The sequence below is a fragment of the Enterococcus sp. DIV0175 genome, from assembly GCF_050529075.1.
GTDB classification, from domain to species: domain Bacteria; phylum Bacillota; class Bacilli; order Lactobacillales; family Enterococcaceae; genus Enterococcus_B; species Enterococcus_B thailandicus.
In genome coordinates this window covers 2,218,104-2,244,510 of record NZ_CP172880.1, presented here as the reverse complement: position 1 = coordinate 2,244,510, position 26,407 = coordinate 2,218,104, and the positions used below count along the sequence as shown (strand labels likewise).

The window sequence follows — 26,407 nt, the reverse complement described above, 5'->3', positions numbered from 1 at the left end:
AAAAAGATGATCGAATTAAAAAAAGTAAGTAAAACATTTGGTAAAAAACAAGTAATCAAAGAGTTAGATTTAGTCATTCCTGATGGTAAGACATTAGCTATCGTTGGTCCTTCTGGTGGTGGGAAGACAACCCTCCTTCGTGTATTAGCTGGGCTTGAAAAAGCAGATAGTGGTGAGTTTTATTTAGATCAAGAACCATTTAACCCAGCGGAACTAAAAAATCGGGAACAAGTGGTAGGCGTTGTATTCCAAGATTTTCAATTATTCCCACATTTAAGTATTTTCGATAACATCACTTTAGCACCTAAGAATGTGTTAAAACAGCCAAAAGAAGTGTATACCAAAAAGGCAAAAGAGCTGGCAGAGTCTTTAGGTATCAGTGATTTATTAGACAGCTATCCTTTCCAATTGTCAGGTGGGCAAAAGCAACGTGTTGCAATCGCACGCGCGTTAGCTATGAATCCCAGAGTGTTAGCTTACGATGAGCCAACAAGTGCACTAGACCCTGAGTTACGTCAACAAGTTGAAAAGTTGATTGTATCTCTGAAAGAAGAAGGTGTAACTCAAATTATCGTGACCCATGATTTAGTTTTTGCAGAAAATGTGAGCGATCAGTTATTAAAAGTAACACCAAACCAGTAAAAGAAAGGGAGAAAAAATAGATGAAAAAATTTACTCAGGCATTATTTTTAGTTCTTTTTATTTTACTCGGACTTTCTGGTTGTGGACGAAAGCCAACAGAAGACAGTTGGGCGACAATCAATCAAGAAAAAGAAATAACGATTGGCTTAGACGATACGTTTGTTCCGATGGGGTTTCGTGATAAAGATGGTAAGTTAACTGGCTTTGATATCGAGTTAGCTAAAGCTGTGTTTAAAGAATATGGAATCAAGGTCAACTTTCAACCGATTGACTGGTCAATGAAGGAGTTTGAGTTGACTAATGGAACGATTGATCTGATTTGGAATGGCTATTCCAAAACCCCTGCACGTGAAAAAAAAGTACAGTTTACACAACCTTACATGGAAAACATGCAAGTTTTAATAACGCCTAAAAGTTCTAAAATCACAAGTTTTGCAGACATGAAGGGGAAGATTCTAGGTGCTCAAAATGGTTCATCAGGTTACGATGTCTTTACGAAGCAACCGGAAGTCCTAAAAGATTATGTTAAAAACAAGGAAGCTGTTCTATATGATAGCTTTAATGAAGCATTGATTGATTTGAGAAGTGGTCGAATTGATGGTTTATTAATGGATCGTGTGTATGCAAATTATTATTTGAAACAAAAAAATCAATTGCAAGATTATCACATTTTAACTGGAGATTATGCAAGCGAGGATTTTGCAGTAGGGGCGAGAAAATCAGATCAGACATTAGTGACAAAAATCAATCAGGCGTTTGATCAACTAGAAGCCTCAGGTGAGTTTCAGAAACTGTCACAGCGATGGTTTGGGGAAGATGTGACGCCAAAATGACTAAATGAAAGATAGTTTAAGAAATCAGTAACGGGGTTTCTTGAGCTATTTTTTATTTAAGTAAGTAAATATAAAGAAACAGAAGAGAAGGTTACCCTATAAAAAAGGAACACTGGTATGTGAAGATAAGAGCAGGTATGCGTCCGTTTGGATCACTCATGTTTTTTTTATAAATGTAAAAAAGAATGTTATCATAAATGAGACATATTTTTACGGAGGAACAGTTTAATGAAAAAGGGTGTAGGGTATTTAGTATGTGTGACGTTGCTGTCAACAATGATGTTAGCAACGACAAGTGTTCTTGCTGAAGAAACAATTGATACAACGACGAATACAACAATGAATAAGCAGACGATAATGTCTACTTATACGGAGGAACAAACGAAAAGTAGTACAGTTACAGAGGAAGACCAAGTGAATGAAGAAGTACAGACAACTATTGTCAATGGGGAACAAGTAACTGTTGAGCCACCAGTCAAAGAAGGTCAAGCTGAGGCAGAGGCAACGGAGGCACCAAAAGAAGAGTTGCAAGAAGGTGGATCAAGTCTTTATGCGCGAAGTGCGATTCAAAGTTCTGTTCAAACATTTCCGATGTATCGTTTATTCAATCCCTATAGTGGGGAACATTTTTACACAAGAGATACTGGTGAGCGTGATAAACTGAGAAAAATTGGCTGGAACTATGAAGGAGTCGGCTGGCAAGCGCCAACAACTGGTGCACCTGTTTATCGTTTGTACAACCGTTACAATGGGGAACATTTTTACACGCTAAATGCGAAAGAGCGCGACAATATCACTAAATATGGTTGGAAGTATGAAGGCATTGGTTGGTACTCTTACACTGGCACAAATGGAATCCCCGTTAGCCGTCTGTATAGTAAACGGGTCAACTGGCATCATTACACGCTAGACGAAAACGAGAAAAATGTGATTAGTAAACAAGGCTGGAACTATGAAGGTGTAGGTTGGTATGCGGTAGGGAATGGCCAACAAACGAATGATGACTATAAGCTTCTTGGTGTAAAAAATTACAACCAATACGCTTTAGGTGCACCAAGCGGTTGTGAGGGTGCTTCATTACTGCAAGCTTTACAATACAAAGGAAAAATCACTAACTGGAGCTTAACTCAATTTTTAAATACGATTCCTAAATCTACAAATGGAAATCCAAATACTGGTTTTGTTGGCAGTCCTTTTGTAGAAAATTCTTGGACCTATTCCGCAATCTATCCTGCACCATTAACAACTTGGGGACAAAAGTATGGCAATGTTCAAAACATTTCTGGAAGTTCGATGAATATTCTTTTAAATGAAGTGAAAAGCGGGAACCCAGTTGTTGCTTGGGTAACGATTAATTTCCAACCGATACGCTGGGGTAACTGGAATTTTGGGGTAGCAGCCAATAATAATCACGCAGTAACACTCGATGGCTACAACAAGGGCAGTAATCAAGTTCATGTTTCTGATCCAATCAGTGGCTCATATTGGCTAAGCCGAACAACATTTGAGAATATTTACAATGCAAGAAAATATGCAGTAGTTGTAAAATAAGTAAAAGACAAGACAGGGACAAAATTAAAATCCAGCCGTTCTTAACACATTTTCCAATTTAAAAAACGCCTAAAATTATCGTTTTCAAAACGAATTTTGGGCGTTTTTCTATTTAATAGAATAATCAGTTAGGAGAGGAGGAACTTTCAAGTGAAAAAGCTTTTTTTATTTGAAATCACTATACCGACAAGTTTGCAACAATTCATTGACCATTTAGTCAGTTAAAGCACTAATTAGCGACAGTTATGAGTGAGTCGTTTATTCATAATACTTGGATTGCTGAAATTATACTCATTTTAAAATTCAAAAGTACTTGCATTTTCTTTCGTTTATATGTATAATTTCGATAATTTAGGGTTATTTTTCAGGAAAAGGGGTAAGGTGAAATGTCAAAGTATCAACGGAAAGTTTTATTGTCAACATCAGCGGGAATCGCATTAGAAAATATGGATATCATGTTTTTAGCTTTTTCTTTATCTTCAATGATTGCAACTTTTCATATTAGTGGAACACAGGCGGGAATGATCGCTACAATCACTAATTTGGGGATGCTCGTTGGAGGTATTTTTTTTGGGCTCATGGCAGATAAATATGGACGAGTAAAAGTATTCTCACAAACAGTCATTTTATTCTCAATTGCTTCATTATTGATGTTTTTTGCTTCAAATATCTATCTCGTTTATCTTTTTCGTTTTATCGCAGGGATTGGTGCAGGAGGAGAATATGGCGCATGTATGTCCTTAATTTCTGAAAGCTTTTCGAAAAAACAAATTGGAAGAGCTTCTTCGATTGCAGGAATTGGCGCTCAGGTAGGGGCTGCTTTAGCAGCTATTTTAGCAGCTCTCGTTATTCCTTTGCTAGGTTGGAAAATGTTGTATGTTATTGGGGTACTGCCAGTACTAATGGTTTTATTTATACGTCGAGGATTGAAGGAACCAGAGGAATTCCAGAAAAAGCGAGTGACTGGTAAACCAACGAAACTGATTAATCTATTTGAAACAAAGAAACTAGCCTGGCAAACAATTGGTCTAAGTATCATGGTGACAGTGCAAATTGCTGGTTACTTTGGTTTGATGAATTGGTTACCTTCCATTATGCAGAAACAATTAGGTTTATCTGTCTCAGGTTCTTCAATATGGATGGTTAGTACGATTGCAGGGATGTCACTAGGAATGTTGACTTTTGGTATCATTATGGACAAATTAGGACCTAGAACTGCATTTACGTTATTTTTGATTTGTTCTTCATTGTCAGTATTCCTACTGGTAATGGCTCACAGTCAGTGGAGTTTAATCGCAGCTGCAGTTGTCGTTGGCTATTTTATCAACGGTATGTATGGCGGGTACGGTGCAATTATTAGTAGTTTATATCCAACTGAAATTAGGGCAACTGCGAATAATTTCATTATGAACTTAGGACGTGCAGTTGGTGGTTTTTCTTCTATTATTATTGGTTTTTTGATGGATCATTATGATTTGACCGCAGTTATCATTTTTTTAAGTAGTATTTATCTAGTTAGTTTGCTGGTTTTGATGACACTTACTGAGGTTAAAGCTTTAAAGGTAAGTTTGCAAGAATAGATGGTGTTGAAAGTGCTTAGCTGATTTAGATGCTAAGCTCTTTATTTATTACGTGATAAAAGGGACTACCTTCAATAGATAGTCCCTCAGACTGTAGACAAATACGTTCAACATTTAGAAAATAGAGAGTTGAACGTATTCTTTGTCTTAGTATCAAAGTAAAAAAAAAGAAAGATGAAGGCTTTTCTTTTAGCCCCATAGGGCCAACTTCTTTAAATTCATGTGAGCAAAAATTATCCTCGTATGCACTGTGACTTTTTCCAACAAGGAAACCATCATGTATTGATTTATTTCATTCATTGAGAGTTTTGACAGGTTTCTTCCGTATTTATTTAAAGCGCTTTCGTGTATTGAGTGTAAAATAAAAAAACTGTAGATGTCACCCCTTTTTTGGGACTTTATTTATAGTCTGGAACCTCTTTTGTGTGAGCAAAAGAGGTTTTTGTTTTATAGAAAAACAAAATGGCTTATCGTACTAGTCCTGACTGAATAAATTTCATTTAAAATCATTTGGCCAGCTATTTAGGAATAAATGGCTGGTTTTGGTCGTTAAAAAAGCAAATTTCCTCCTTGCTACAGAAAAATGGACAATTTCGGACAAAAGAAAAATGCGGAAATTTCGAGCGCTTGCTAACATAAATTATAGAGTTGAAGTACTTGATTCGCCAGCCACCACCATAATGCGAAAGGGGGGATAATATGGGCAGTATGGAAATGAAAAATATTAATGTTTATCGTGTGGGATTTTGTAGTCAAAGAAAAAATGGTGGGATGTTACATAGTAGACCGAGCTTTTGCATTTAAGCCAGAGATGACTGAAGCAGAAATCAAAAAAGTTTTGTCTGCTCGTATGGGAAGAATTTTATCGATTGAATATATTGATGAAATTGAGCGAGATGTCATATGTTGGTAATTAAGTTGCTAAAAAGAAGATGGGAGGAAAACAGTGTGTAAATTTATTCGTTCATGTTTTCTAGTACTTCTTTGTACGCTGACCTTGGGTTATACCTCGGAGGTAAATGCCAGAACAACGGTCCAAAGAGAATCTGAAGTACGTGTGAGAATCATCAATCCGCAAGATAGTAAGTTGGTCAATAACGAGAACAATTTGCTTCCCAAAACAGGGAGCATTGCAAATAACAAGTTCTTCTTTAGCGGTGTATTACTACTGTTGAGTGGAGCATATTTAATCAAAACTAGAAAAAGAAAGAAGGAACAGGAATAATGAAAAAAATTGGATTAACAGCTGTCGGTATTTTAGCTATTACAGGAGGTAGTGTTGTTGCACAAGCTACAACCGAGTTTCCAGAAGCAGGAAAAGCAGAGAGTTCTGTACGAGTATTGATTGAAGATGATGGAGAAATTGTCATTCCACCGATTGATCCGGAGGTGCCAGAACCACCAATTGACCCAGAAAATCCAAATCCAGAACCTGGTTTACTAGATGTTTTGTATGTATCTCCTTTAGATTTTGGCACAGTTGTGTTGAATGGTGAAGAACAAGTGATTGATGCTGCAGATGATGTAGATAAAGCAGGACAAGTTTTTTCACCAATGGTTTCCGTTCAAGATCGACGCGCAGATGCGCAACGTCAAGGCTGGGCTTTAACGGTTCGGTACGAAGCTGATTTCTTAGATGGTGCAGAAATCAAAATGAATCCATATGTTCATAGTAGTAACCAAGAAGAATTTGGGATTGAAACTGGCGGAGAAATTTCATTAAGCACTAATGCAACAACCTTTGCGGAAGCTGGTCAAGTACCATATGCACGTCACACGGTTTCCATGGGAATGGCACAACCAGATCAAGCTGTTCAATTAGTTATTCCTGGAGAAGATTATGCTTCAGGTGAGTATACAACGACGATTATCTGGGAATTAACAGACGGTCCGTTGGGCTAAACATTGGGTAACTCAAACTAAAACTCCTTATGAAAAAAGTATTTAAAATAACAACAACAAACTTAGAAAAACAAAGATTAGAAAGCAGGAAAAAGATGAAATCAATCAAATTAATGAGCACAGCTGCCTTAATGGCAATGCTAGTAGGGACAGGTATTCAAGTTTCTGCAACGACATATAATGGACCGCTTGATGCAAACTCTTCAGTTACAGCGGAAATTACGATTCCACCGATTGATCCAGAAAATCCAGAGATTCCGCCAATCGATCCAGAAAATCCGGAACCACCGATTGATCCAGAAGTGATTAACCCAGATCGTGGAGATGGGTTATCGATTCGTTATGTTTCTTCATTAGACTTTGGAAGTGCGGAATTCTCAACAGAGGCTCAACGTTTGACGGCAAGCCTAGACTCTGGGCTTAATGAAGAGTCAGAAGTACAAGAATTTGAAAACATGGTCACGGTAGAAGATATTCGTGGGGAACGAGATGGCTGGACATTGACCGTTCGTCAAGCAACAGCATTCATGGACGGCTCTGTTATGACGCTGAATCCACATGTGGCAAACAATGACTATGGCGTAACAATTACTTCGGGTGCGCTAATTGTCAATACAGAAGATGAAGTTTTTGCACAAGCGGATAATCAAGAGGCCGATGCTGGTGTGATTTCCATGGGGATGGGGAATGTCACACTAGATGTACCCGCACGTGCAGGTGTAGGGGCATACGAAACAAGTTTGATGTGGAATTTGACAAACGGACCTGAGTAAGTCAAGACAAAAAAGCAAAAAAGAATGAACAACAGAAAAGGGTACTTATTCCCTTTTCTTGTTCATAACTAAAAAACAGTCAAAAAAGAAAGGAAGATGCATACGTGCGACGAGTAGTAGTGGGATTGATTTGCGTTGCCTCTGTAGTAGGTTTGTTTTTTACGGGAGGCAGTGTAGTAGAAGCAAGTTCACCTGATTTTAGTGTACAAGCAGTGTTGCCCGAAAGCCAAACGAATGAAGGCGTTTCGTATTTTGATATCAACTTAGAACCAAAACAGGAAGAGATGTTGGCAGTTCAAGTTACAAACAATTCGGAAGAAGAAATGACCTTTGACATAGGTGTGAATACTGCAACAACCAATAGTAATGGTGTGATCAACTATGGATTTAGTGAGGCAGAACCAGACGATACCTTGCCGATTAATTTTGCTGAAATCGTTGAACTTGAAGACCAATCAATCACACTAGCTGCAAGCGAAACGCGCACGGTTGAAGCGAAAGTAAAGATGCCAGAACAATCTTTTGATGGCATCTTACTGGGGGGAATCACGGTTTCTGAACAAGTACCGGAAAATGAGAGCCAAATCACAAACCGCTTTTCCTATTCCTTAGCTGTGGTCATTAACCAAACGGATCAAGAAATTTCACCTGTGGTAGACCTAACACAAGTAAACGTAGACCAACGAAACCGTCGAAGTTTTGTGATTGGTTCGATTCAAAATCAAGCAGCAATGATTTTGAATGACGTACAGGTAGAAGCACAAGTGTTTGAAAAAGGAAACGAGACACCGATTTATACAGAGGCACGAGGCGATATGCGCATGGCACCTAATTCGACTTTACCTTTTGGGATTAGTACAGGGACGAAACCATTACAGGCTGGCGACTATCGACTAAAAATGGTTGTTGCTTCTGGCGAGGAAGAGTGGCAATTCGAAAAAAATTTTACCATCACCGCAAAAGAAGCCAGAGAACTAAATGAACAAGCGGTGAATTTAGAAACGAATCGAACCGGTCTTTACTTGGCAATTGCTAGTGGTGTGGTCGTGTTATTATTATTAGTGATTGCTTGGTTAGTGTACTCAAAACGAAAAAAGAAGTAGGTGAAAACATGAAACAGAAAATTTGGCAGAAGTTTTCCGTTCTGTGTATGGTTTTAGCTTTGATGATGCCAAGTATCGTGCAAGCAACAGAAATCGTCGCCACAAGTGAGGCGGAAGTAAGCACTGATAAAATGGCAGAAGAAACTTCTGAAACTGAAGAGGAGATAGAAATTTTCGATGAGGAACTGGTGAACAAAGATAGCGAAGCAGAATACATTGTTGAAGGGGATGCTTCTGCTGATTTAAAAACAGATAATCACTCAAATGAAAATGAGTCACCAGATCCGGGAACAGGAAATAAAAATGAGTTTATAAAAGAGGAAACCGTAAATACGGAAGAGTCTGAAAGTGAACAAGTTGAACCGAAGCTGGAGATTACATCAACTAATGTAATCGTGAACGATATGGAATTTAGTTTTGGGGGGAGCGAGGGAAATTCATTTGCAGAGCTTGTAGGTTATCATGGTGACGGAGGTGACGTAGTAATTCCATCGGAGGTTGTAAACAGTGCTGATGGTTGGACGATGCCTTCGCCAGTTACAGGAATCGGATTTAATGCGCTCCGAAATAAAGGATTAACGAGTGTAAAAATACCCAATAGTATAGAAATGATTGGATCTGGTGCATTTAGAGCAAATGACCTTACTAGTTTAGAAATTCCAGCTAGCGTGAAGGTGATTTTGAACAACGCGTTTCAAAGTAATAACCTAACAAGCATAAATCTATCCAGCGGAATAGAAGAGATCCAAACGGCTGCATTTTCGTTTAATAAACTTACTAGTATAGAAATCCCAGCTAGTATAACAAGTATCGGAACCAATGCGTTTTCGAATAATAGTACCTTGGCAAATGTAAAAATTCTCAATCCCCATGATGAATTAAGTTTCGATAGCGGTGTCTTTGCTAATAGTCCGGTACAGTATATAGAAACTGAGGTAGAAAGTGTAAACAAATTGTTAGAAGTGCTCAATCCATCGGCAATGTACTATGGGAATGCGAGAACAATTCTACGTGCAATTGACTATAAATCCGGGACTGAAAAGGCACTTGAGGTGGGACTTGGTGAAGATGTCGGCTATGAAATCTCCCAACAATATCAGGTTGAATCAACATTCAATGGAATTTGGAAAGAGTATACACCAACAGTTCAGTGGATGAAAAACGGAGCTACCTTATCTGGTGAAACCAATCCACTACTAGCCCTTGATTCAGTAACTGCAAACGACAGTGGTGTGTATCATGCGGTAGTTGATAGCGTGATATTTCCTGAACTCACTTTAAAAGTAGAAGAACAGAACGAATTTGAGTTCGAGTTTAGTGGTACAGATGGAAATTCGACTGCAACTCTTATTGGTTATAACGGTGCAGGTGGAGATGTAGTGATTCCATCAGAAACTGTGAATACAGAAGCAGGCTGGGATGAGCCTTCACCAGTTACTGTAATTGGAAGCAATGCGTTTTACGGTAAGCAACTTACCAACGTGAACGTACCAGATGGCGTGACGAGCTTAGGTGTCTTTGCGTTCTATGATAATCAGCTTACAAATGTGGAATTGCCAGATACTATAACGAATATGGGATCTTATGCTTTTGCCAATAATAGAATTACCCATGTAAATATCCCAAAGAATCTAACAGTGTTAGAAGATCACGTGTTTCTAGGAAATAATCTCACAAATGTAACCCTTCCAGAGGGCATTATAAGTATAGGAAATAATGCCTTTGCCTTGAATGAGTTAACAGATATTTATATTCCTGAATCTGTAACAAGTTTTGGGGCAGGCGTATTTCAAGGAAGTCCGCTACAATATATCGAAACCAGTTTAGAAAACATTGATACATTAAAGAACCTACTAACTTTAACGGTTATGAATGGCGTTATTGACAGAACGGTTCTTCGTGCACTTGAGTACGAAATCGGAACGAAGAAAGAAAGATCTGTTTTAGTTGGCCAAACGATTGATTATGCAATTTCGCAACAGTATCGACTTCGATCAGTGGACACTCCCGTATGGGATGCGCATCTACCAGAAGTACAATGGGAAAAAAATGAATCAGCTATTGAGGGAGCGACTTCTCCATTCCTAGAGCTTTTAAATGTTCAAGAATCAGACAGTGGAATCTATAAAGCAATTGTGGATGGAACGCCGTTTCCTGATTTACAGCTAGAAGTTATTCCAGAAATAGAACCGGAAATTCCAGCGATTGATCCAAGTGAGCCTCCTGCATCACCAGAAAATGTGAATCCAGATGTTGCCGGATTATCGATTCGCTATGCAAGTGACATTCACTTCAAGTCAGCACCATTTAGCGTATCTGACCAAGATTTATTTTTAGATACTCAAGAAAATCAACCAATGGTAACGATCCAAGATATGCGACCAAAATCAGAACGTTCTGGCTGGGAATTGTTGGTGAGTCAAGATACATCGTTTATGAATGGTGCAGAAATCGTGATGAATCCATTTATTCATCAAGCCAATCAAGACAACTTACTCATAGACCCGTCTTCAGAGTTAGTTTTAAATGATGCACCTCAACGATTCGCAGGAACCACCACTAACCAATCAAATCCATTTGGTATTGTTTCGATGGGAATGGAGAGTGAAGGGAAGCCAATGCGTCTCAGAGTGCCCGGAAAAACTGGAATAGGTAGCTATGAAACGAACGTTCATTGGCAGTTAGTGACAGGACCATAACATTTTTTTAGTTGGTTTAACACAATGAAAAACACAGGAGACTATTGTCTAATATTAAGAAAATGACTGAGTTGATGAAACAGTAAAATGAAAAAAGTCGAGACACTGACGAAAATATCAATGAATAGTCATGAACAATGCAATCTATATATGAAGTCGTAGCTAAATACTTTGATTATCTGTTATCAAAGTATTTAGCATAAGACTTTATTTATAAGTACAGACTTATTAAATAAACATTTGATTCGCTAAGGTGAACGATAAGTAGCTCAAAAAAGGAGAATTTTCTAATTCATGGTATGATAATTTTATAAATACTGTAAACGCCCACAAATAATGTGCTGAGAGAGCTGAAATACATAAAAAGGTATTAAGTAAGGAGGGGAAAAGATGTGTACAAAATTGGTCGTCGATTAGTTTTAAGTAAGACGTCAAAAAGAAAAATAGCTATGCTGAATTACTTATTAGCAGGACCAAAGACCATTCAGGATACTGCAAAACACATTCATGCTTCAGAAAAAACAGTTCGGCGATTATTAGCTATTTTAGAAGATGAGTTACCAAGTGAGATTAAAGTAGAAATTTTAAGATCATCTGTTCTAATCTTACAGGTCTCGGATTATTTTGTCTTTTCGTCGCTAATGAAATCTTGGGCAGGAGATAGTCCACTGTTCAATGTCGTTGAAGCACTTTTCTATAGCGAAAAACTAACAATCACGGAATATGCGGATCAACTTTTTTTGTCTGAATCATCGATTAGAACATATCTAAAACTATTAGAAAACATAGTGGAGGAGTATAACCTGACCTTGAAGCTATCACCAGTGGTTATTTTGATAGGAAAGGAGGCTGATGTTCGTTATTTTTATTTTCATTTTTTTCATTATTCAGGCGAATTAGCTACTGAAAGCCCACAATATCAAATAAACGCCAAAGGCTTATACGATTATTTGGACTATCTTGCTTTAGAATATCAAATTCCTTTATATGTTGATTACTCGCGAGTGTTGCTGTGGATGTTTGTAATCGAAACTCGATTGTCACAAGGAAACACAGTGATAATCGATGAGAAGATCATTACTCAATATTGGAACACACCTTACTTTCAGCAGTATATGAAAGCATTTCAACTCTTTTTTTCGACAAATGAAATTTGGAAAAATAGTTCAAAGTCTGAGTTGGTTTATGCCTATATAACAAGGTTAAGTACAGTTGTTTATGAAGATGGAAAAGTCTATTTTGTAGATGAATATATAGAAGAATTAGAAAAATACCATGGAATTGTCTCGGAGTTTTTTTCCCAATACCAATTGAATCGTGTCGTCTATTCTGAACTAGAATTCAAATTGAAAGCTTTTTTAACGAATTTATCTTTTTTGACAGATACGACTGTATTACATCAACGGCTTGGTGTAGAGGCTCATTTTCCTGAAACGTATGCACCAATATATAATTTGTGGGAAGAATTGTTGGAAAATTCTGACTGGAAATTTAAACATGATGTGGCAACAAGTCTAAGTTATTTGACTTGTACATCACTGATGCAAAGGGATTATAATTACAAAAATGTTTTATTCGTTTTAACCGGTGAACCCGTACTTATCCCTTATTATAAGGGGATTATCCATCGATTATTACCACATGAAGCTAGTGCACATTTCTTATTTAATAAGCCAGTGTCAAATGAGTTACTGCAAGCGCTAGATATTGATATTATCGTTACCAATGTCATTATCGACCAGCGTCAAGTGGATCGGAAAAGATGTGAACTGATTCGTTTGTCAGATAACCCCAATGAAAAAGAATGGGAAGCTCTTGTAGAAAAGTTATATCGAGTGTGATTTTTTCTACAATCAAAAATTTCAAAAAATTCTTTCGTTTTCCAACGAAATTCATATAAATGCGCGAAGACATTCTGATAATCCTAGAATCATAAAAAAGTAGGACGATATTGAACAATAATTTGACGAAATGAGGGAATAAAAAATGACACGTGAACGATTGATTAACACATTCTCCACACTTGTTGAAATTGATTCTGTTTCCAAAAATGAAGCAAAAGTCCATGAATATTTGATTCAGAGATTCAAAGAGTTGGGTTTAACGGTAAGAGAAGACGATAGTAAAAAAGAGACTGGATTAGGCGGAAACAATATTATTGCTACCTTAGCTGGAAGTAGTGAAATCGAGCCTCTATTTTTCTCGAGCCACACGGATACAGTTCCTCCTGGAGAAGGCATCGAGGTAATTGAGAAAGATGGAAAACTATTCTCTAAAGGAGATACCATATTAGGGGCAGATGATAAAGCAGGAATTGCGATCATGATTGAAACAATCCAACAAATCAACGAACAAGCTATCCCCCATGGCACGTTGGAATTCGTGTTATCTCCAGGAGAAGAGATTGGTTTGATTGGGTCTTCGGCTTTGGATATGAATTTAATCGAAGCTGCGAATGGCTATGTATTAGATAGTGGCGGAGCAGTAGGCAAAGTGACAATTGCCAGCCCAACGTTATACATGTATGACGTAACAATCACAGGTGTCGCTGCACATGCAGGAATCGAACCTGAAAAAGGTGTTTCGGCGGTCGCCATTTTGGCAGATGCTTTACCAACTATCAAGATTGGTCGGTTAGATGAAACGACGACGACTAATATTGGGGTAATTCAAGGTGGGGAAGCCACAAACGTTGTGCTGGACCATCTGTTAGTGAAAGGAGAAGTTCGTGCTGTAGATCCTCAAAAAGCGGACAAATTGATTCAAGAAATGACAGATGCTTTCCAACAATCAGCAGAAAAACACAATGGTTCGGTAACAATTGACACGAAAAAAATGGCAACTGGTTTTCATATTAGTGACGAGGAACAAGTAATGCAGTTATTCTTAGAGGCTACAAAAAATCTTGGGTTTGAGGCAATTCGTGAAGTCAGTGGTGGCGGTAGTGATGCCAATGTCTTTAATGAAAAAGGCAAGACGGTCGTCAATTTGTCTATAGGATATGAAAAAATTCACACGACAGATGAATACATTCCTGTGGAAGAAATGGAAAAGGCTGTTCAATTGGTCATCGAATTAGTCAAAAATTCACCAAATAAGGCAGAGTGATCAACTATGGTAGCACAAGTGAAACATTTTATGAAAATCGTCTTGGCTGTGCTCATTTTGGCCGTTAGTATCAACATGTTTTTGGGTCCTCATCACATTGCTGCCGGTGGTGTCAGTGGAATTGGTATCTTAGCCGAAACAGCTTTGGGTATTGGGCGATCATGGGTCGTTTTGTCATTAAATATTCTGGTTTTGGTCTTAGCAGCCATTTTTCTTGGCAAGACCGTCTTTTTAAATACAGTGGTTGGTAGTGTTGTTTTTCCATTGTTTTTACGAATTGTTCCGGAAGTGATGTTGACGAGTGACCGGCTATTATCGGTTATTTTTGGGAGTTTGATTTTTGCGGTGGGGGTCTCCATTCTATACACAATCCAAGCGTCCAGTGGTGGAACGACGATTCCGCCGTTGATCTTTGAAAAGTATTTTAATCTGAATACGTCCGTAGGTTTGTTTGTGACCGACTTTATTATTGTTTCCATGAGTTTATACGTTTTTGGCTTTGAAGAGTTTTTGTTTGCTATTTTATCAATCGGAATTACATCCATTGTGATGACGTACATTGAAACAGGGATGAAGCGACGTAAAGCTATTATGATTATTAGTCAAACAGAAGCTGCAGTTTTACGAGCTAGTCTCATGGAAAACGTGAATAGAGGGTTGACGATTTTAGATATTCGAGGTGGTAGACAGGAACAAGCGCGTGAAATGTTGTTGATTGTTGTTTCAAATCAAGAATACCCAGAGGTGAAAAGAATTGTTGATGAGATTGATCCAAAAAGTTTTATGATGACGTACAATGTTGCTGAAGTTCATGGGGCAGGATTTACGTATCATCCAATACAGTAAAATAGGAGGGCAAAAAGATGGAACCAATTTTAGCGTTTACGATTGTTATGTTGATTTGGACGATTGGTGAATTTGTTTCAACTAAAACGAAAGCACTTGTCTCCATGATGCTCGTGGCATCAATGATTTTTTTAATTGGGTTTGCCGGAGATTTTCTGCCACATGATTTGATTCAAGATTCTGGACTATTAGGACTCGGAAATGCAGTAATTGGTATCATTATCGTTCATTTAGGAACGATGATGAGTCTTGAGGATTTAAAAGCACAGTGGCGGACATTTGTCATTGGCTCGTTAACAGTTGTTCTGATGACGGTCATCTTGATTTTTGCGGGTGAATTAATCTTTGATCGAAATGTTGCAATTGCAGGAACTGCCTCAATCACAGGAGGAACTTTATCCATCTTGATGGTCCAAGATAAGGTAAATGAAATTAATTCTGCCGGTGGTAATTTAGGTATGTTATCCAGCTACCTATTAGCGGTTTTTCCATTATTGATTCTTAATTTGAAAAATTTAGTTGGTTTCTTAGTTACTGCCAATATTTTGAAAAAAGAAGCGTTACGTGTGCGAGGCGAATACCGTAAAGGAAATCTGACTTTTTATGAAAAAGAAGTAGAAGAAAATACGAAAACAGAACATGAAAGTGTATTGCCAGAATTTTTACAAACGCCTTATGGAACGCTCTTCATGTTAGGGGTAGCGGTTTATGTTGCTCGTTTGCTGAGTAGTTTAACAGATGGCTATGTGAATACGTTTGTGATTGCTTTACTACTTGGTATTTTATTACGTCACTTTAAAGTGTTGAAACCTAATGCGTTGTCAACGACAGATTCCTTTGGGTTATTAATGATTTCAATCATGGTCATTGCATTTGGTCCATTGGCTGATATCGTCCCAGCCGATTTGTTGACGTTAGTTTGGCCAATTCTGTTTTATTTAGTGGCAGGAGTCGTAATTATTTTGGCCATTTCCTACGTAATTGGGAAAAGAGTGGGGTACTCAGGACCACTTTCACTAGCAATTGGTATGACGACGTTCTTCGGATTTCCGGGGACGATGGTGTTAACGAAAGAAGCAGCAGCAGCTGTTGGCGAATCAGACGAAGAAATTGCCGTGATTGAACAAAATATTTTACCAATCATGGTTACCGCAGGTTTTTCAACGATTACGATTACTTCGGTGATTACCGGTGGCTTGATTGTTGGTTTGATGTTTGGTTAGGTAAAATAGGTTATTTGTTAGTAAAAATAACATCCAACAACGAAATGAGTCAATAAAAAGAAAAGAGATGAGGAATATGTATGGATAGAAGTCAGAGAAGTAGAATTGTCGAGATTATCTTAGGAATTGTTTTTATTGGGTTAGGTATCTTTTCATTAAACCGCCCAATTGCAACGTTGGGTGCGTTAGTTATCTGGTTTGGTGTATTTTCGATTATCAGAGGAATTGCCACACTTACTGGAATGGGTGCTTACGGTGATGGCAAGTCACGAGGTGTGCGACTGTTTATCGGAATCGTGGATATCCTTATTGGATTTATTTTTGTCGCAAATTTAGCAAAGGGTGCTTTTTGGCTGGGAATCTTTTTTGCCGTTTGGTTCTTTGTTGAAAGTATCGGAAATCTATTTTTGACCGCGCGTTTTTCTAAAAGATCAGGGATTGCCAAAATCGGCATTCTGATTTTAGACATTGTTTGTTTAGTCATTGCAGTCATGCTTATTTTAAACCCATTAGTGGTGACATTGGCGTTACCAATTTTAGTTGGCTGGTTTGCCATCTTATTTGGGATTGTTCAACTAGTACAAGGACTTCGTTTTTCATCATAATGAAAGGTTGTGGCACAAAGTGGTTAGCTTCAAGTAATAAGGAATCTTTTATAAAAATAGCTTCTCATATTTTTATAAAAAGAGGACTTATTACCGAAGAAGTTGCTTTGGGAACACCGTGAATAGAGGTTGTGGTGCAAAGCGTTTAGCTTCGACAAGATAGCGAGCAGACGCTCAAAATAGCTTTCCGTGTTTTGAAGCGGATGTAAGCTATCTGTAGGAGTTGCTTTGGGAACACCGTTTATTCGGAAAAAGGAGGTGTGACAAAACTTTTGTCACACCTCCTTAAATGCTCAATAAATTGAGAAAAAGAGTTCTAATTAGAATAAAAAGAAGGTGGAACGAGAATGGATTATCTAAAAAAATCAAAATATTTTTATATTCTTGTGTTGCTTTTTAGCAGCTTGCTTGTTTGGTCGGAAATTAAAAATAGTGACTTTCTATCAAGGATAGTGGGGGTTACTTTCAGTACGTTATTAATTCCAGTGATTATTTCAATTTTTTTGTATTACATGTTACGGCCTTTATATCTCTTCCTTTTGAAAGTTGGGAAGAACGAAACCATTAGTTTGATCGGAACCTTTGCGGTGTTATCTTTGCTGATTTATTTTTTAATCAGAGAAGTCATTCCGGTACTATTTGTACAAATAGATACCATTCTCACTGAGTTTCCGAGATGGATCGAAGAATTTGACAAGTGGCTTATTCAGTCCCAGTTATTAGGTGAAGGAAATGTTCAATACTATCTTTCATTGATTAACACCTCGATAGAAGACCTGATTGATCTGATTTTTCTTGGCTTGCAAAATGGTATCCAAATTATTATGGCAATCATTGCTAGTTCATTTTTGGTTGTAAGCTTAGTGCCGATCATGGTGCTGTTTATGTTGAAAAAGACAAATAAACCAAAAGAAGTTCCGGCGTGGATTCCAAAATCATATCGAAGTGTTTCCAAACAGTTTTTCTACGATCTTGAAAAGACGCTTTCCGATTATATTGGTGGAAAGTCACTGGTTTGTCTCTATGTTTTTTTTGGTGCTTGGGCGACGTTCTACTTTGCGGGGTTAAAAGGTGCGTTAGTTTTTGCCGTAATTGCCGGATTGATGGATATTGTTCCTTATTTTGGACCTTGGATTGGTACATTGCCAGCAATTTTGTCAGCCTTGGTGTCCAATGAAGTCAATATCTTTATTATTATTATTGGTATTTTAATTGTCCAATTAGGCGAGTCTTACCTGGTTTCTCCTTATATCATGAGTAAGGAATTAAAAATGCATCCATTAGCAGTGATTATTATTTTGCTGATTACGGGACAAGTTTTTGGTATTTTAGGGATGATTATTGTCTTGCCGTTGGTAGCCGCGCTGAAAGTGATTATTGATTATGGAATCAAGGTTTATCGAATCAGAAAAGCGGAAAGCAAAACGGTTCTTAAGGACTCTGCCCATGAAGAATAAATTCCAACAATTTGCATTGTTAACGATAATTACGATAGGTGTACTAATCCTTTTCTATTGGTATGTGCCACAATTTATTTATGTGACAATGATTGTTGAACTGTTTGCCTTTTTGACTTGTGGGTATTTAGTCTTTTTTGACCAAAGAAATACGACATCAAAATTTGCTTGGATCTTAACAATCATTCTTATTCCGTATATTGGACTTTTGTGTTTCCTTTTGATTGGAAAAAATCCAAAATCAAGAAAATTCTCTGAACAACAAAAAAGAAACGAACGTACTTTGCAACAACATGTATCAAAAATAATCAGTGATGAAAGCCGCTTTCCTGATTTAGACCATCCTTTATCAAGAGAATTATTTCAATTATCAGGTAAGCGTGCGTTGATTGGGAACAAAGTTGATCTGTTTCATGATGGAAAGCAAGCTTTCGCTGAACTCCTCGAAGATATTCGGGTTGCGCAAGATCACATTCATGTATTTTATTTTATTATTAAAGGGGATGCTACAGGTGAAAAGTTGTTGCATCTTTTAGCTGAAAAAGCGCGACAGGGAGTGACTGTTCGCCTGATGTATGATAGCTTGGGCTCAATCAAACTTCCTTATGAATTGATCCATCTCGTGGAAGAAGCTGGTGGAGAAGTGCGAGCATATGATCTCGTTAATTCCCCTTTGTTGAGTACACGTATCAATTGGCGAAACCATCGAAAAATGGTGGTTGTTGATGGAAAACTTGCGCATATGGGTGGCATGAATATCGGAGATGAATACCTAAGCAAAACAGAAAAGTTTCACTATTGGCGTGATACGAATCTGCGAATCAAAGGGCCTTCAGTTCTTGAAGTGCAAGAAATTTTTATCTATGATTGGTTGTTTCTAGACGACAATCAGACAGTGGTAGATAAATTATTGAAACAGACAGATCGTTATTTTCCTTTGTTGACAGAACAATATTCGGCGGGAGAAGCAGTTCAGATTTTATATGGAGGACCTTATGATTCAGAAAGAGTCATCAAGGATGCATTCATTGACATCATTGGGAAAGCAACGAAATCCATCAAGTTGGCCATGCCTTATTTTGTACCAGATGAAGAAGCGTTGTCTGCTTTACGAAGGGCAGCACGTTGTGGCATCAAAATCCAACTGATTATTCCTGGAAAAGGGGATCGAGGGATTTCTTTTCATGGTTCGAATTCATTCATTAACCGTTTGTTAGCAGTAGGAATCGAGGTCTTTTTCTACGATCCAGAGTCGTTTATCCATTGTAAATTAATGATTGTGGACGATGAAATTGCGACGATTGGTTCAACGAATTTTGATATTCGTAGCTTTCACTTAAATCACGAAGTATCTGCGTTTATTTATGGTCCCTCAAAAACGATTGACGAATTAAATCGACAGTTTGCAACAGATCTGGAACAGTCGATAAGCGTGGACCATTACTATCAAACGCGGTCAACATGGACAATTATCAAAGAGCGGTTGAGTGAGTTGTTCATTCCTTTGCTGTGAAGCAAAGGTAAATGGATATGAAGTTATGTAAGCAACTCTAATTTTCGTTAATGCTATAAAAAGGAAAGCTTCTTTGTAGGCTTCCTTTTTTTTATTTGCTCTACCCAATTCAATAAAATTAGTAAAACTAATCTGTTTCTAACTTGTTTTGTTCCATGAATAGTAATAGTGGGCAAAAGCCGTTAGAGATCATTTATAAGGGATTTTTTGGAATCAAGCAAACCAAGTTGATCAAAATTTTTGGTGAAAAATATATAAACATAATTGTAAAAAAATGTTATCCAAAGATGTTCACGTAAGAAACATCTTTGGATAACACAAAAGGAAAGCATTTTATTTGTCACTAAAGTCTGGAAGATTTATATGAACAAAACAAATAAAGTGTTACTAAGATTTAATCAATCATTTACATGAATTCTTTTACAAAAAAGTTGAAAAATCAGCGAAAAAACAATTGATGGCAACAATTAAGAATATGATGGCAAAGACCAAGCCACTCCACAGACCTAACATAATGAAAGGGGAAGTATTCTGGTTTCCTTTTTCTTTCAGATTCGTGAATGCTCGCTTAAACATAATGAATTGCCAAACACTTAAGAATAAAAAAATAAATCCGAACAAATAACGCACGTAATCATCTCCTTATAGAGAAAGTATACACTTACATAAAGATTATTGCTATGTTTTGTATCTATCATAAAAAAACCTACTCAGGACTATCAAATAACGAATTTATCTGATTCTGCTTATCCTTTTACATTTCTGCAATAAGGAGTATGATGGAGTGGAGTAAGAGAATAACTTAACTGAAAAAAGTTTCATACCTATTTTTTTTAAGAGCAACTTGGTTAGTCAATCGTTTGGAAATACCGGATTGATTATCATAAAATTTCAAAACATTGAGGTGGATATCATGAAAAAAGCTAAATGGATCTTTTCTGTCAACGCTGACGGAGTACCTCCATTAGGATACATGGGAACGAAAGCTGGGCAATACCTTTTCGGAAATGGCATGAAATTTCAAAAGGAACTCAAAGCGGAATTAATGCCAGAAGTTGATTTAGAATTTATTAGTTATGATATAAGAGAGCCTAAGGTGTTAGATGCAGATTTAATTATTTATACAGATGTAGATGAAAAATATCTTGATGAAGAAACCAAGAAAAAAGGATTCAGCATTCCTTATAATCTGTACTTTACGAATGATACTGAAAAAATCAGAGAATATGTCATAGCCAATGTAACCAAAATAGCCAATTAACTTTTTCAACAGCTAATCGCAGATAAAAAATTGAATAAAATAATAAAACTGTAAACCATCCAAGTTTGGAATTTTGTTTACAGTTTTTTTGTGCACAGTTATGAATAAGAAAAAAATTTTAAATAAAGTCTATCTAAAAAACGTTATTTTAATTAGCTAACTTACAATATAACGAAATAAAAAAATATTAAGTTATTTTTTTATTTTATTTTTATAGTTTATTGTGAAAATCCGAGATTAACGCTTGCTAAAAAGAACTTATGTTCGTATAATTGTTTTCGAGGAGGTGATTTATCAGCGTCTGCAGAGATGTTCGCACAATTTTTTATTATAAAATATTATAAAAGTGTTTTGCAATTTTGTGCTGTTAGTTTAGATGTAAATAATCAAATGAAAATTATGTTGATGATTCAACAGGAAAGAAGTGATCTTGAGTATGTACAAATTACAAGCAAAGTATTTAACTATTAATTTCAATTTTGAAATGACAGCTTCAGTTGTGACACAAAATGAAAATTCGTTTTCCGTACAAGGACATTTTCGAACAACAGACGATTTGGCTGGACTTATTTGGGAGACGGAAGATACTCACAGCCATGAATCTTTAAAATATCCAACAAATCCGAATTTTAAAAATGTATCGTTAAGCTATGACTATGCTTTAAGTGGGTATACAGAAGCCTTAGATTCTGATAAAGCATCAGCTTTAACGATTCAAACCGTTGATGGAAAAATTCATTATATTCGACTATGGAATTATGTGACTAATCGACCAGAAGACGAATGGGAGAAACAAGAAGGAATTGTCTTTCCAGAAGGAAGAACACCAGGTAATGGAACAGGAAATTTGGGGACAATCCAATTAGATTTTGATAATCTTTATGAAGGTTGGAGTCCATATACGTTTGATGCAAATGGAAAATGGAACAAAAATCCTGAATGGAAAAAAATTGATGTAACGAATATCAAAACGATCATGTGGGCGTTCACACCAATTGGCTATACTGGAAATGGTGGAGGAACTACTCAATATTTAGATGATTCTTATCCTTTTGCTATGAGTATGACGAACTGGAAAGTTACAGGGGACACCTTTCTTGGCAATGAAACAGTAGCCGCTTCTCCTGGAGTAATCAGAATGTGTGATGATTATGATGATAGTTATAATTTAACACCTGAGCGGATTATTGATAGCTATCTCCAATTAGGTTATACCAAAATTGTGAACTTTTACATTGGTGCCTCCCATTACTATGATAAAAAAATTGTAGATGGTACTGGGATTTTACTCGAAGATAAATTGTTCAATCAGGCATTTGAAGCTTGGTATAAAGACTATGTAAGACGATTAGCTGATAACCAAATGGCTATTATTCATTCAATTTCCATGGAAAATGTAGATGCGAAAGAAGAATGGTGGCAACGAACATATGATGGAACACCAGGGACAAGTGGTTGGACACCTACCCCGCATTTTTTAAGTTTCACAAATGCAGAAGTTCAAGCATTTTATCAACGACTAGCAGTTGGCCTAGCTGACATTTCCAATCAATTTGGCTTAACGCCTATCGTGCAATTAGGAGAACCTTGGTGGTGGCATCAAGATGAATTAACTCCTTGTTTTTATGACCAAGCCACTAGAAATCTTTATAAAGCAGAAACTGGATTAGATATGCATGAATTTCATACAGTTAACGAATCAATCGTTGGTCATGAATCAATGCTTTCATGGTTGCAAACAAAAATTGGTTCCTTTACATTAATGTTGCGTGACGCAGTCAAAGTAAATTATTCAAATGCACAGTTCACAGTATTATTCTTCCCACCTTCTGTTATGGATAAGACTCGAACACCGATGATGATGGGAATGGTAAATTTTCCTAAAGTAGAGTGGGCATATCCAAATCTTGATTTCTTTATGCTGGAAGATTATGATTACTTGATTAAGAATCAGATGCGTGAACATCAAGATGTATTAGAATTCATTCAAAATAATTTGGGCTATCCTTCGGAAAAAATTCATTATTTTTCTGGTTTTGTTTTAGATGAAGAGCATTCATTTGTATGGAAAAATATCCATCAGGCTCTAGTTGATGGTTTTAATGAATCTTTTGCGGAAGTATATATTTGGGCTTATGCTCAAGTTAAGCGAGATAACTGGAAACAGCCTAAAGTTATCTACTCATCACATAGAGGAGGGAATTATACACAACCATTCAAGGTTAGCTTCTCATGTGATTCGGATCAACTAATTTATACGCTAAACGGCTTAGATCCGACAATGGAGACTGGTCAAATCTATAGTAGTCCTATTGAAATTGATAAGACAACAGACATTCGTATCGCATATGTAGACGGCGGTTTTATTTCTGAAAGTGTCATTTTCTCATATACAATTCCTATGGCTAAAGAATTGCCTGATAAAATCACTTCAACAGGAAGTTTTTCCGATTGGGTAAATATTAAATCTCTTGCAATTGGTTCAGGTGAAATTTTTGATTTGAGTGCAGCAGAAGATGCAGAGAATTTATATCTATATGCTCGTGGTTCAAATATGAATACATCTAGTAATTTCTATCTTGATACAGGAATGGATACTGGTGCCAATATCTGGTCATGGCCAGACGCTAAAATGAATTATATGATTCAAAATGATAAAGTATATAAATATGCTGGCACTGGCAGCGATTTCAATTGGGATGAAATTGGTAATGCAAAAATGATAAAAACTAATGGATTTGTAGAAATTACGGTCAGCTTAGAAATTTTGGGTCTTTCCAAGCCACAACAAATTAGATTAGGTTATGGAAGAAATTTCGAAGACTTTGCACCAATGCCAAGTAGAAATTCCGCAATCGTTGATACGTTGGTTACAACTAATTCTTTAGTAAATAAGGAAACTATTGCCAAAGAAGAGCTGCTTAAAACATATAAAGCCTTAAATATAAACTCTGCTGGATTCGAATGGGAAAAAACTGTAAGGACAGAACCAGCAACCAATACTATTTTGTATGTAACGCCTCATATGGAATGGAATATTTCAGGTGAAAATTATGGATTGTCTGTGAAAGTATCAAATAATAAAGCGGATCTCACACCTTACTATCATGAGCTGGATAGTTCAATATTGGAATATAGTAAATACTTGAGAGGTGATTCGAAAAATTTCGAAGATATATTAAATAAGTTCGCTCCTACAGTTGGAGATGGAGCTATCGCAGTCGGTATTTCCACAAGAGATGGTTTAATTGGAACAAAAATTCTATTAACATTCAGTAAAACCGTTGAAGATTCTGGAGTCGAAATAGAATCAAAATTCCAATTAGAAATTGAGCTTTATAATCGACCGTTTGCTGGCTCTCCTATTCCAGACCCAGCTTATAATCAACTAGTTGAGGATATCACTTCTGGAGAGTTCAAGCCGACAGTAATACAGATTCTCGGCATTGGCATGGTTGGAGTAGCAACATTGGCTTTAATCTTCTTTGGTTCTGAGATTATAACTTTTGTTGGAACAATAATTATTGGAATTACTGCTGTCATCGTAACTGTCGTTGAAGCATTATTAGTAATAGGAAATTCAATAATGGGAATTTTTGCAAAAATAGCAGGTTAAAATAAATGCGCCGTCCTATTTTTCATTTGGGCGGCGCTTCTTTTCATAGTGAAAGGATAAAAGAGAAAGCTGTGACCAAACATATAATCCCGAATAAAATTCCACAGATATATTTTAGATATACTTTTCGTATATATTCTTTTTCGGTGTCGTCAATTTCAATCAAAATATTTTGTTTCTCAAGCTTAGCTACAACAAAATTTTCTTTTATTAAATGATAGGTATAAACAAACTTTTTAAACCCCGCTAAAAATCCAGCGATGGCTATAATAAACGCAATATAGCTGACTAAATAATATCCATTTAATGCAAAAATACTCATTGGTATTAATAGCAACAACGCAATCATAGCACTAATATTCGCAATTCTGTTATATTTCTTATATAAATTAAGGCGATCATCATTTACCAAATAAGATAGTTTCGTTTCACCATTATTCAAATTGTTTTTTATCAGCTTGGATTTTGTCTTCAAATAGTTATCATTTCTGATTCTGTTGATAAAGATTGTAATATATGAAACTCCTAACAATGCTGACGCAATATAAAATAGCAATCTTATCTCTCCTTTATTCACATTTTTTAGTTAGACTAAGACCTTAATCATAGCTGCTATTGCTCCGCCATAGCAGCAACAATGGAATTGATATCGACCTTCTCTCCTGCCTTAATAATTTTCACTGTACCGTTATCTGAAAAAATGTAGCTAATCGCTTCACCTGTTTTATTCCAAAATGCTCTTTGGCTTCAGCTGGAATTGCGGCGACAGCACTATTACTAGATTTTCTGATTTTTGTATCTTTTATCTTCCATTATACATATCTTCGGTTATTTTATCTTTATAATATTTACATGTGTATTACAAATCAATGGATACATATAAAAATAGAAGAATCTGAGTTCATCGATATTACTAAGTTTTATTTTTATCTTCATTCAGCAACTTTTACTTAGATACAGGTGTTGGTACAATTGATGATAACTTTGTAGCACTTGTTCATTCGAAAGTACCTGAAAATGAACGATATTTTGATTATATTGATCCTAGCAGTGGCGATACTATTGGTGGCGCACATTGTTTCGCCGCTATTGCAGGTTATTTACAGCATGGGTTACCTGATATTAACGGAGCAAACCTTGGCGATGGCTGTGGCTGGTTGGGTGATTTAGATACTTTCCTAATTGATTATTGGAATAAAAAAGATATAATTGAATCTGTTTATAACTTTAGCTATGATTGGATTGGTGGTACGGGTGAAAATGCCAAGAGCTTCTTTTCAAGAGAAGACTTGATTTCTGATGTTGATGCATGGAATATGGCTTACCAAGTACTTAAAAATGAACGATCACTTGCTAGTGCTTTTACAGATTACTTAGGAGAACCTAGTTTATATGGTTATCGTTATACGAATTTTATTGCTACAAGATATGGTGCCACTGAAGATTATATGTTAGAAAGTGCAAAAGAAGCACTGTTAAGTTCAGCCGTAGAACATCCAATTATTTATGGATTTAGAATCGGATTACTTACCCTGTTTGGGGGTTCAGATGCAGCCCTTGGTATTGAACAGGGCGAAGAATCAGTAGAAGCGAAGAAAGATATCTGTAAAGCGTTTAAAGACAAACTTTTGGCTTTAGCAAAAGAAGAAATGTGACCACAGTAGAAACCAAAGAAGCGGAGATGAACAGAGAATG

General features: G+C 36.6%; 22 protein-coding genes. 20 read left to right on the top strand and 2 right to left on the bottom strand.

What is annotated here, in order from left to right; genetic code table 11:
- Window positions 1-6 precede the first annotated feature (6 nt).
- The 17 genes from IGJ76_RS10575 to cls all read left to right on the top strand — a co-directional run bounded on the left by IGJ76_RS10575 (window position 7) and on the right by cls (window position 19,835).
- Window positions 7-642, top strand: coding sequence for an amino acid ABC transporter ATP-binding protein (locus IGJ76_RS10575; protein ID WP_067482653.1), 636 nt, complete (start codon window positions 7-9; stop codon window positions 640-642).
- Between the two features lie 20 nt (window positions 643-662).
- Complete coding sequence (locus tag IGJ76_RS10570; RefSeq protein ID WP_067482651.1) at window positions 663-1,475, top strand: amino acid ABC transporter substrate-binding protein; 813 nt, start codon at window positions 663-665, stop codon at window positions 1,473-1,475.
- Window positions 1,476-1,703: 228 nt separating this feature from the next.
- Window positions 1,704-3,026 carry a C39 family peptidase gene (locus tag IGJ76_RS10565; protein WP_311817900.1) on the top strand — a complete coding sequence of 441 codons (1,323 nt, stop codon included), beginning with the start codon at window positions 1,704-1,706 and terminating at the stop codon, window positions 3,024-3,026.
- A 386-nt stretch (window positions 3,027-3,412) separates the two neighbouring features.
- Window positions 3,413-4,606, top strand: a complete 1,194-nt coding sequence (locus IGJ76_RS10560; RefSeq protein ID WP_067482647.1) for an MFS transporter — start codon at window positions 3,413-3,415, stop codon at window positions 4,604-4,606.
- Between the two features lie 727 nt (window positions 4,607-5,333).
- Window positions 5,334-5,519 carry a hypothetical protein gene (locus IGJ76_RS10555; RefSeq protein ID WP_430596607.1) on the top strand — a complete coding sequence of 62 codons (186 nt, stop codon included), beginning with the start codon at window positions 5,334-5,336 and terminating at the stop codon, window positions 5,517-5,519.
- A 33-nt stretch (window positions 5,520-5,552) separates the two neighbouring features.
- Entirely contained in the window at window positions 5,553-5,831 is a 279-nt protein-coding gene (locus IGJ76_RS10550) for an LPXTG cell wall anchor domain-containing protein (RefSeq protein ID WP_067482643.1), read from the top strand.
- Window positions 5,831-6,508, top strand: coding sequence for a WxL domain-containing protein (locus IGJ76_RS10545; RefSeq protein ID WP_067482641.1), 678 nt, complete (start codon window positions 5,831-5,833; stop codon window positions 6,506-6,508). Before IGJ76_RS10550 ends, IGJ76_RS10545 begins: the two co-directional genes overlap by 1 nt.
- 95 nt (window positions 6,509-6,603) lie before the next feature.
- Window positions 6,604-7,281, top strand: a complete 678-nt coding sequence (locus IGJ76_RS10540) for a WxL domain-containing protein (protein ID WP_067482639.1) — start codon at window positions 6,604-6,606, stop codon at window positions 7,279-7,281.
- 104 nt (window positions 7,282-7,385) lie between these two features.
- Complete coding sequence (locus tag IGJ76_RS10535; protein WP_430596606.1) at window positions 7,386-8,384, top strand: DUF916 and DUF3324 domain-containing protein; 999 nt, start codon at window positions 7,386-7,388, stop codon at window positions 8,382-8,384.
- A gap of 8 nt (window positions 8,385-8,392) precedes the next feature.
- Window positions 8,393-11,083 (top strand): leucine-rich repeat protein, encoded by a 2,691-nt coding sequence (locus tag IGJ76_RS10530; RefSeq protein WP_430596605.1) that lies wholly within the window; start codon window positions 8,393-8,395, stop codon window positions 11,081-11,083.
- Window positions 11,084-11,475: 392 nt separating this feature from the next.
- Window positions 11,476-12,924 carry a helix-turn-helix domain-containing protein gene (locus IGJ76_RS10525; RefSeq protein ID WP_430596604.1) on the top strand — a complete coding sequence of 483 codons (1,449 nt, stop codon included), beginning with the start codon at window positions 11,476-11,478 and terminating at the stop codon, window positions 12,922-12,924.
- A gap of 145 nt (window positions 12,925-13,069) precedes the next feature.
- Window positions 13,070-14,191, top strand: a complete 1,122-nt coding sequence (locus IGJ76_RS10520; RefSeq protein WP_172843732.1) for a M20/M25/M40 family metallo-hydrolase — start codon at window positions 13,070-13,072, stop codon at window positions 14,189-14,191.
- A 6-nt stretch (window positions 14,192-14,197) separates the two neighbouring features.
- A complete protein-coding gene (locus tag IGJ76_RS10515; protein WP_067482629.1) occupies window positions 14,198-15,037 on the top strand; it encodes a YitT family protein in 840 nt (279 codons plus the stop codon).
- Between the two features lie 17 nt (window positions 15,038-15,054).
- Window positions 15,055-16,260 (top strand): hypothetical protein, encoded by a 1,206-nt coding sequence (locus IGJ76_RS10510; RefSeq protein ID WP_067482627.1) that lies wholly within the window; start codon window positions 15,055-15,057, stop codon window positions 16,258-16,260.
- An 80-nt stretch (window positions 16,261-16,340) separates the two neighbouring features.
- Window positions 16,341-16,865: an HdeD family acid-resistance protein gene (locus IGJ76_RS10505; protein WP_218657921.1), complete on the top strand. Its 525-nt coding sequence runs from the start codon at window positions 16,341-16,343 to the stop codon at window positions 16,863-16,865.
- Window positions 16,866-17,212: 347 nt separating this feature from the next.
- Complete coding sequence (locus IGJ76_RS10500; RefSeq protein WP_067482623.1) at window positions 17,213-18,322, top strand: AI-2E family transporter; 1,110 nt, start codon at window positions 17,213-17,215, stop codon at window positions 18,320-18,322.
- Window positions 18,312-19,835 (top strand): cardiolipin synthase, encoded by a 1,524-nt coding sequence (gene cls / locus IGJ76_RS10495; protein ID WP_067482621.1) that lies wholly within the window; start codon window positions 18,312-18,314, stop codon window positions 19,833-19,835. The genes IGJ76_RS10500 and cls overlap by 11 nt, the downstream gene beginning before the upstream one ends.
- A 420-nt stretch (window positions 19,836-20,255) precedes the next feature.
- Here the strand turns inward: cls and IGJ76_RS10490 are convergent, their stop codons facing one another.
- Window positions 20,256-20,465, bottom strand: a complete 210-nt coding sequence (locus IGJ76_RS10490) for a hypothetical protein (protein WP_067482618.1) — start codon at window positions 20,463-20,465, stop codon at window positions 20,256-20,258.
- A 283-nt stretch (window positions 20,466-20,748) separates the two neighbouring features.
- Here IGJ76_RS10490 and IGJ76_RS10485 point away from each other — a divergent pair, with 283 nt between their 5' ends.
- Together IGJ76_RS10485 and IGJ76_RS10480 are read left to right on the top strand one after the other, a co-directional pair.
- Window positions 20,749-21,096 (top strand): hypothetical protein, encoded by a 348-nt coding sequence (locus IGJ76_RS10485; protein WP_067482616.1) that lies wholly within the window; start codon window positions 20,749-20,751, stop codon window positions 21,094-21,096.
- A gap of 436 nt (window positions 21,097-21,532) precedes the next feature.
- Window positions 21,533-24,712, top strand: coding sequence for a non-contractile tail sheath protein (locus IGJ76_RS10480; protein ID WP_067482614.1), 3,180 nt, complete (start codon window positions 21,533-21,535; stop codon window positions 24,710-24,712).
- 43 nt (window positions 24,713-24,755) lie between these two features.
- On the opposite strand, the gene IGJ76_RS10475 is transcribed toward IGJ76_RS10480, so the two are convergent.
- A complete protein-coding gene (locus IGJ76_RS10475) occupies window positions 24,756-25,268 on the bottom strand; it encodes a hypothetical protein (RefSeq protein ID WP_067482612.1) in 513 nt (170 codons plus the stop codon).
- Between the two features lie 601 nt (window positions 25,269-25,869).
- Here IGJ76_RS10475 and IGJ76_RS10470 point away from each other — a divergent pair.
- Window positions 25,870-26,367 (top strand): hypothetical protein, encoded by a 498-nt coding sequence (locus IGJ76_RS10470; RefSeq protein WP_067482610.1) that lies wholly within the window; start codon window positions 25,870-25,872, stop codon window positions 26,365-26,367.
- The last annotated feature ends 40 nt before the right edge of the window (window positions 26,368-26,407 follow it).